Origin of the sequence: Streptomyces sp. NPDC002476 (assembly GCF_042889785.1) — a bacterium.
Lineage (GTDB): Bacteria > Actinomycetota > Actinomycetes > Streptomycetales > Streptomycetaceae > Streptomyces.
In genome coordinates this window covers 1-6,937 of sequence record NZ_JBIARH010000086.1, presented here as the reverse complement: position 1 = coordinate 6,937, position 6,937 = coordinate 1, and the positions used below count along the sequence as shown (strand labels likewise).

At 67.3% G+C, this 6,937-nt stretch carries 6 protein-coding genes and 2 pseudogenes; 6 read left to right on the top strand and 2 right to left on the bottom strand.

What is annotated here, in order from left to right:
• Window positions 1-241: 241 nt before the first annotated feature.
• A complete protein-coding gene (locus tag ACFYXM_RS36670; RefSeq protein WP_389296140.1) occupies window positions 242-436 on the top strand; it encodes a hypothetical protein in 195 nt (64 codons plus the stop codon).
• 394 nt (window positions 437-830) lie between these two features.
• Here ACFYXM_RS36670 and ACFYXM_RS36665 read toward each other — a convergent pair whose 3' ends face one another.
• Window positions 831-1,643: a phytanoyl-CoA dioxygenase family protein gene (locus ACFYXM_RS36665; protein ID WP_389296137.1), complete on the bottom strand. Its 813-nt coding sequence runs from the start codon at window positions 1,641-1,643 to the stop codon at window positions 831-833.
• Window positions 1,644-2,013: 370 nt separating this feature from the next.
• Window positions 2,014-2,355: pseudogene (locus tag ACFYXM_RS36660) on the bottom strand (TniB family NTP-binding protein); the annotation flags it as partial.
• Between ACFYXM_RS36660 and ACFYXM_RS36655 the strand changes: the two are divergent.
• From ACFYXM_RS36655 to ACFYXM_RS36635, 5 genes and pseudogenes are all read left to right on the top strand, one after another.
• Window positions 2,356-3,060 (top strand): annotated as a pseudogene (locus ACFYXM_RS36655) (transposase); the annotation flags it as partial. It abuts the pseudogene before it with no gap.
• Between the two features lie 598 nt (window positions 3,061-3,658).
• Window positions 3,659-4,024: a hypothetical protein gene (locus ACFYXM_RS36650; RefSeq protein ID WP_389296134.1), complete on the top strand. Its 366-nt coding sequence runs from the start codon at window positions 3,659-3,661 to the stop codon at window positions 4,022-4,024.
• Between the two features lie 158 nt (window positions 4,025-4,182).
• A complete protein-coding gene (locus ACFYXM_RS36645; protein ID WP_389296132.1) occupies window positions 4,183-4,857 on the top strand; it encodes an ATP-binding cassette domain-containing protein in 675 nt (224 codons plus the stop codon).
• Between the two features lie 3 nt (window positions 4,858-4,860).
• Window positions 4,861-6,108 (top strand): hypothetical protein, encoded by a 1,248-nt coding sequence (locus ACFYXM_RS36640; protein WP_389296130.1) that lies wholly within the window; start codon window positions 4,861-4,863, stop codon window positions 6,106-6,108.
• Entirely contained in the window at window positions 6,105-6,713 is a 609-nt protein-coding gene (locus ACFYXM_RS36635; protein WP_389296128.1) for a hypothetical protein, read from the top strand. Before ACFYXM_RS36640 ends, ACFYXM_RS36635 begins: the two co-directional genes overlap by 4 nt.
• Window positions 6,714-6,937 lie beyond the last annotated feature (224 nt).

The window sequence follows — 6,937 nt, the reverse complement described above, 5'->3', positions numbered from 1 at the left end:
CGCCCCCGCCCCCCCCGCCGCCCCCCCCCGCCCACCCCCCCCCCCCGGCGCCCGCCCCCCCGCCCCCGGACCGGAGATCCGTGGGGGCACATGAGGTGGGTCACGCCCCGGTAAATTCCCTCGCTCCTGCTCGGGGCCTGTCCGTAAGCGCTGTCCCGTACCGGTTCGGACCCCGGGCCACGATCTCCGCCGCCGCGCAGCTGCACTACAGCCGCTTCGTCGACATGCCCCAGGAGGACTGATGCCGGAGCGCACGCATGATTTCGGGCTCTACGGCGCCCGGGGCGCCCAGGGCCACCAGCTGGTCGCCCGACGGCTCGACGAACTCGCGGGCGGCATCACCACCCCCGCCACCGCCCGGCGCGGGTGGACGGCGCGCCTGCACTACCTGACGAAGACGCCCCAGTCGAACTCGGGTTCCGCCGCCCCCTCGTAGGTACTGGCGAACGGGTACTCGTCGCCCTCCTTGCCACCATTGGTGTACTTGGGCCCCCAGTGCCGCTTGCACTGCTTGACAGCCGCAGCGCACGGTTCTTGTCGATGCGGGCCTGGCTCACCGTACGGTGCAACGGGTCCTTCGCGGTCTGTCCGGGCACCTTCTTCGCCGACATATACGGCTTGGTCCTGCGGAACCAGGAACGCCTGACGGATGTGCGCGGCCTCAGCCTGCTCCGCCGGCCCAAGTCCAAGGGTGTTCTCCAGCGGCCACTGCTGCGCGGCCACCAGCTGCTCCCACCCGTGCCGTTGAGCAGCATCCAGCTCCAGCATGCCCGGTCTCCTTCCTCTTCCCTCTTCGTGGCCACCTTGCCGGCGATGGTCGTGAAGCACGTCTACCCGGCGCTGCGGTCGGTGCCGTCCCAGTCCGGGCCGGGGGTGTCCTGTCCCAGGCCCCGGCGGATCGCGATCTCCACGGGTGAGTACGCGCCATCGGCCCGCTCCAGTTCGTACGGCGCGGCCGGCATCAGCGGCGGCTGCGCCATGAAGCGCGGCCGCACCCCATGGTGCGGTTGCGCAGCGTGCACCAGGAACGGATGGCACAGGAAGACGTCGCCCGGGGACCCGGTCGCGAGGGCGAGTGGCCGGTGGTCGGACGCCGCCACCAGATCGGGCGCGAGGGTCAGCCCGCTCGCCCCGTCCTCCCCGTACTTCTCCAACACCTTCGGCACGTCGAGGTGCGAGCCGACCCGGATCCGGGTCGGGGCATCCTGTTCACCGACCTCGCTGAACAGGAACAGCATCAGCAGCGCCCGGCCCTGGGAGCGCAGGTTCGTGAAGTACCAGCTCTCGCCCTCCGGCAGGTAGCTCCCCTCGATGTGCCAGCCCGCGTCGTCCGGCTCCTCCTCGTGCGGGAAGCGCAGCGGGAACGTACCCAGCGAGTAGCGCGGCTCCCAGCGTCCCGCGCCGACGAGCAGGTCGTACGCGTGGTGCAGGGAAGGGGAGTTGGGTGCGGCGGCGAACGGGCCCTGAGCCATGCCGGCCACCCAGTGCACGGGCCGATTCCACGTCGACGGGTCGTCCGGATCGCAGCCCGTCTCCCGCCACAGCAGCCGCGCGCAGTCCGCGGCCACGCGCGGCGCGACGGCGCCCTCCAACTTCACGAAGCCATCGCGGAGGAAACGGGATACCAAGGTCGTGTCATCCATCCCCCCATCGTGCGGCGACACCGGCCCCGGTCACCCGACATTCTCCGCACCGCCTTTATCGGGTATCAGGATGGGCGTGTGGTCCCCGGTCACGCCGCCCGCTTGAGCTCGTGCCCGGAAGAGGTGGCGCGTCGGCCGTCAGCCTTCGTCGACGGCGTACGGGTCCCGGAAGGGGCGAAGGCCCTGGCCGGGGCCGCTAAAAGGGCTGTCCCGTAATCCCCGGCGGGCGCGCGGCGTCAGCTGCGGCACCTCGCCGCGTTGTCGGAACATCAGCATACGTCCAGTATGCGGACGTTCCTCCGCCTTGCGATGCACCGCATCCGACGCCGCGCGCTGGTCCACCACGGATTACGGGACAGCCCTTAGCCTTGAGGTCTTTCAGGAGGTCCGCGGTTTCCGCGCCGGTCGTGGTGCGGGGATTGAGCCGGTGAACCTCATCGATCATCACCAGACGCACGCCCACCTTGTTGTAGGTGTGGCAGACGGCGTCGGTGATCTGGGCCTGGGGCATCCGGGCGGTGACGGGGATGCCGAGGTAGCGGGCGAATTCGGCCGCAAGTGCTTTCGCGGTCGCCCCGGGCGGGACCAGTACATAGGCGACCGGCACCGGTGCATGCGTGGTGGTGGCCGGCGGGTGCTGCTGGGTGTGGGCGAGGTGGCAGGCACGCCCGACGCGGAGCAGCGCGGTGGTCTTCCCGGCCGCTGCCGGCCCGTGGCTGGTGTGATCACGGCGTCGGAGTCGTCCTGGATAGCCCTGTTCACTGGGCTGAGCCCTCGGCAGTTCGGCAAGTTGGTCACCGCGCTACGGCGTGGGGGCGCCGACCCAGTCCGCAAGGGCCGGCCCTGGAGCCTGCCGTTGGAGGACCGGGTCCTGCTGGTCGCCGCGTACTGGCGGACCAACCTCACCCTGCGCCAACTCGCCCCCTTGTGCGGAGTGTCGAAGTCCGCGGCCGACCGGATCGTCGACCATTTCGGCCCGTCGCTCGCGCTCCAGCCCCGCCAGCGGTTCCGCAAGGACACCGTGCTGATCGTGGACGGCACCCTGGTCCCCACGCGGGACCACTTGGTCGCCGAGAAGTCGAAGAACTACCAGTACTCCACCAACCACCAGGTCGTCATCGATGCCGACACCCGCTTGGTCGTCGCGGTCGGCCTGCCGCTGCCCGGCAACCGCAACGACTGCAAGGCGTGGGAGCTGTCCGGCGCCCTCCCGCACCGCCGCGAACGGGGTCAGGCCGAACTCCCGGACTGGAAGGAAGAGCACAACCGTTCGCACCGCAAGGTCCGCGCCCGCGTCGAGCACGCCTTCGCCCGGATGAAGACCTGGAAGATCCTCCGCGACTGCCGCCTTGAAGGCGACGGCGTTCACCACGCCATGCTCGGCATCGCTCGCCTCCACAACCTCACCCTCGCCGGACGACCGGGAAACAACGCTGATCAACCAGCATGCCGTAGATCATTTACGGGACAGCACTTAGGTTGTCAATTCTGGCCAATGCTTGAGTAATTTTGGGACGCCCTTTCCGATCAATTTTCCCTCCGAGGGTTACTCGGAGTGTTCTCGCGTGCCTCAATTCTTGATTGTCTCAAGCTGAGGGAGACGTTCCGTATGGTCGGAGGGGCTGGTGGGGGCGCCGGTCGCGCTATGGAAGTGGAGGGAGGGTGTGCAGCACCGCATGAGGGAGCGAAGTGGCCTCGCCGCGCATGGAACTTGCCATTTGCGTAGCGTCATCGATGACCAAGTGGAACGAATTTCGAGTGTCGACAAGAGTTCGCCCGTCATGGCTCGCTTACGTATCTCACCTGACTGGTAGGCAGAAGTGATCGTCACAGGATGTGAGCTGGGGCGAGCGACATGGGTGGCACAAATATTCGGAGCACTCGGGTCGGAGCTGCCGTACTTTCGCGATGCGAATTTGCAGACGAAATGGATTGGCTCAGGTTCGTTGTCCGGGCCCGACGAGGGGGGATCTGTGCGTACGTCTCGGATAGCAACTGTTGCGACAAGTGCCGCGGTGATCGGGGTGCTGGGAATCGCACCGGCGTTCGCGGAGGGCGGTTACACCAGCAGCATCAGCGGGTGGCTGCCGGGGAAAGACTCGCGCCAGTGGACGGACAACAACAGCGACAGTGTCTCGACCACGGTGAAGTTCTCCGGCTGCTCTGTCGACAACAGCAGGTTCACCTATGCGGGACTCCAGCTGAAGAAGGCACGCGCCGGGCTGCCCGACCCGGTTGTCAACAGGGACGACAATCACTGCGACACGTCGAGCTTCGGTGGCAAGGCCGCGGGCACCTACTACTTCCACTACGCGAATCTGAACGGGCAGGACTCCGTGTCTGCCTATCTCACCGTCTCTAAGGTCACTGTGGGTTACTGACCGGATCGTGGTGTTACGGGGTGGCAGGCTGCAACCGGTCACCCCGTAACACTGTCTGGGCCGGTAGTCATCACTCACCTGGAGTTTGCGTGCCACTGCGTTTCACGGACTGTTCGTTTTCCTACCGGGCCGGCACTCCTGTGCTTGAGGGCCTGACGATGGACTTCCCTGGAGGATGCACAGTCCTGCTCGGCCCGAACGGGGCGGGGAAATCGACGCTGCTTTCGCTCGGTGCGTCCTCGCTCGTCCCGGCGTCGGGGCGCGTCACCCTGAGGCGCGTGGACAGTGTTCGGCGGCGGGACCGACGGGCTTTCCGGCAGAGGGTGGGGTGGCTGCCACAAGAAGTAAAGGCGATCCCGGCCCTGACGGTTCGTGAGCAGGCCGCATACGTGGGTTGGCTGAAAGGCCTGTCCAAACGCGATGCCTGGGACCGGTCGGCCACCGCACTGGAACAGGTCCGACTCACAGAACTGGGCGGCCGTAAGAGCCATGAACTCTCCGGAGGCCAGCTGCGACGCCTGGGTATCGCGCAGACGCTGGTGCACCAGGCCGAGGTTGTCCTCCTGGACGAGCCGACCGCGGGCCTCGACCCGGTTCAGCGCGGCGTCTTCCGTGACCTGCTCGCTGAACTGAGCGGCTCGGTGCACTTCATCGTCTCCACACACCAGACCGAAGACCTCGCCGACATCTACGACACCGTCGTCGTCTTCGACCGCGGTCGGCCAGTCTTCCGGGGATCGGTGCCCGAGTTCTTCTCCACAGCCCCCGTCGGCACCCCGTACGAGCGACGTGCGGAAAGCGCCTACCGCGGCCTGGTCCGAGGGGAGATCTGAACTATGCGCACCACAACGCTTCTGCGCTCGGGCCCGGCCGTGTGGACCGCTCTGGTTCTGGTTCCGGTTCTGGCCTGGTTCAGCGCCCAGAACACCGAGTCCACGATCGCCTACTGGCCGTCCGTTAGCTCCCAGACCACCATCGTCATCGGCTTCATCAGCGCTGCGTGCGGGGCGGGGGCTGCCTGGGAAGCAGCCCGGATCAAACAAGGCGGGATCGCCGTACTGGCCCCGGCCCGCAGGATGCTCAGCATCACATTCCTGCACCTGGGCCCCATCGCCGTACTCGGAGTGATCACCATGATCGCTCCCTTCGCCGTCATCATGACCTCGGTTGCGTCCCCGTCCGGCTTCCCGAACCCGACGATCCTCGCCGTTTCCTACAGCGTGATCCTGGCCCACATCGCGCTGGGCTGGTTCGTCGGCGCCCGCATGCCGAAGCTCCTCGGCGCCACCGCCATGCTGCTCTTCGGCTACTTGTGGGGGTTCTGGCCAGCCGCTCTCGGTGGTCTGCCCTGGCTACGCCACCTGAACGGACAGGGCGTCACCGAATGCTGCGGCCTCGACCAGGAACCCTCCATCCGCAGCATGGCAGCCACGCTGACCTTCTCCCTGGCCATCGTGACCGCTGTCGTTCTCAGCACAGCCCTGCGCCATCGCCTCTGGCGCCCCCTGCTGTCCCTGACCGGCTTCACAGTCGCCACCGCCGTGGCGCTCACCCTGGCCGTCCCTCTCGACTTCCACGGCACCCAGGCCCGCGACACTGCATTGCGCACCTGCTCGGGGCAGAACCCGCAGATTTGCCTGTGGCCCGAACAGAACACCCAACGAGCAAACATCACCCATTGGGCCGACGAGACCGTTGCCCAACTGGCAACCGTCGGAGTCACTCCAGCCAGACAGGTCGAGTTCGGAGACCCCCGCCCCGACAAGGCCAAGGTCGCCTCGAACATCGCCACCAGCCCTCTGCCCAACGAACCACCTCCGTGCGCCCTGCGCCAAGGCGCCGCATACCCCGGTGAAGAAGCCATGACCGCCATATACGCCTGGCTCTCCCTCACCGGCGGCGTCCCCAAGAACGACCTCGCCCAGCGCTGGCCCCACGAAGCCATCGCCCTAGCCGAAAAGATCCGCGCCCTGCCCGCACAAGCCCAGCGCGCCTGGTACGAGCGCAACATGCGCTCCGTCCACGACTGCGCCGTCCTGCCCGACCTCGCACCCGCGTCCTATACCAAGGCAGCCGCATCGTGAATTGGTGGCACCGCGCACACGCCACGCCCCTCACCGCCGCCGTCCTCACCGCCACCATGCTGCTGGTGCCACTCATGGGCGGCTCCGTCGTCCCCATCCCGTCCCTCCTTGCCGGGATGAGCGCTGGAATCCCCGTAGCTCTGGTACTCCCCGCCATCCCTGCGGCGCTCACCCTGTACGCGCTCAACCGGGTCCCCCGCGTCTACGACACCACCGCAGTCCGCCCCGTGGCCAGCTACCAGGCGGGCATGCTGGCAACAACTGTGCTGCTGGCCACCGCCCTCGGCTGCGGTGCCGCCTACGCTGCGGACTCCTCCATGTCCCTCGCCGCGGCAAGGAACTTCCTCGGATACCTCGGCAGCGGGCTCATCGTCCAATACTTCGCCGGTCGCCTGTACGGCCCACTGACGGTCGCACTTGTGCCAGTCCTCTGCGCACTCATCGGACTAGGCCCCGGCGGCCGCCCCTATCCATGGACTTGGCCCCTGCACGAAGCGCCCTCCCTCGTCGCAGCCGCCGCCTCCCTGTTCCTCCTTGCCGGGGGTATCGCGGCGACAACCCTCCTTTCACCTCAGCGCGATGCTTCGCGCCCCGCGGCTGCCTGAACTTTCGTGCAGCGGATGTTGCTGGAACCGGAACTGTGGCTGGAACTGCGGCGTTTCCGGGCCCTACATGGAGACGGGCGCGACCTTCTCGGAGATCGCCCGGGAGACCGGCCCGAACTGGCGCACGGTTAGCCTCAATACCGGTAACTTAAGGGCAATTTGGTCGTTGTTGTTGGTATGCCAAGAGCGGGTCAGCTGAAGTCATCTGGTGAGCGGCTGTCGGA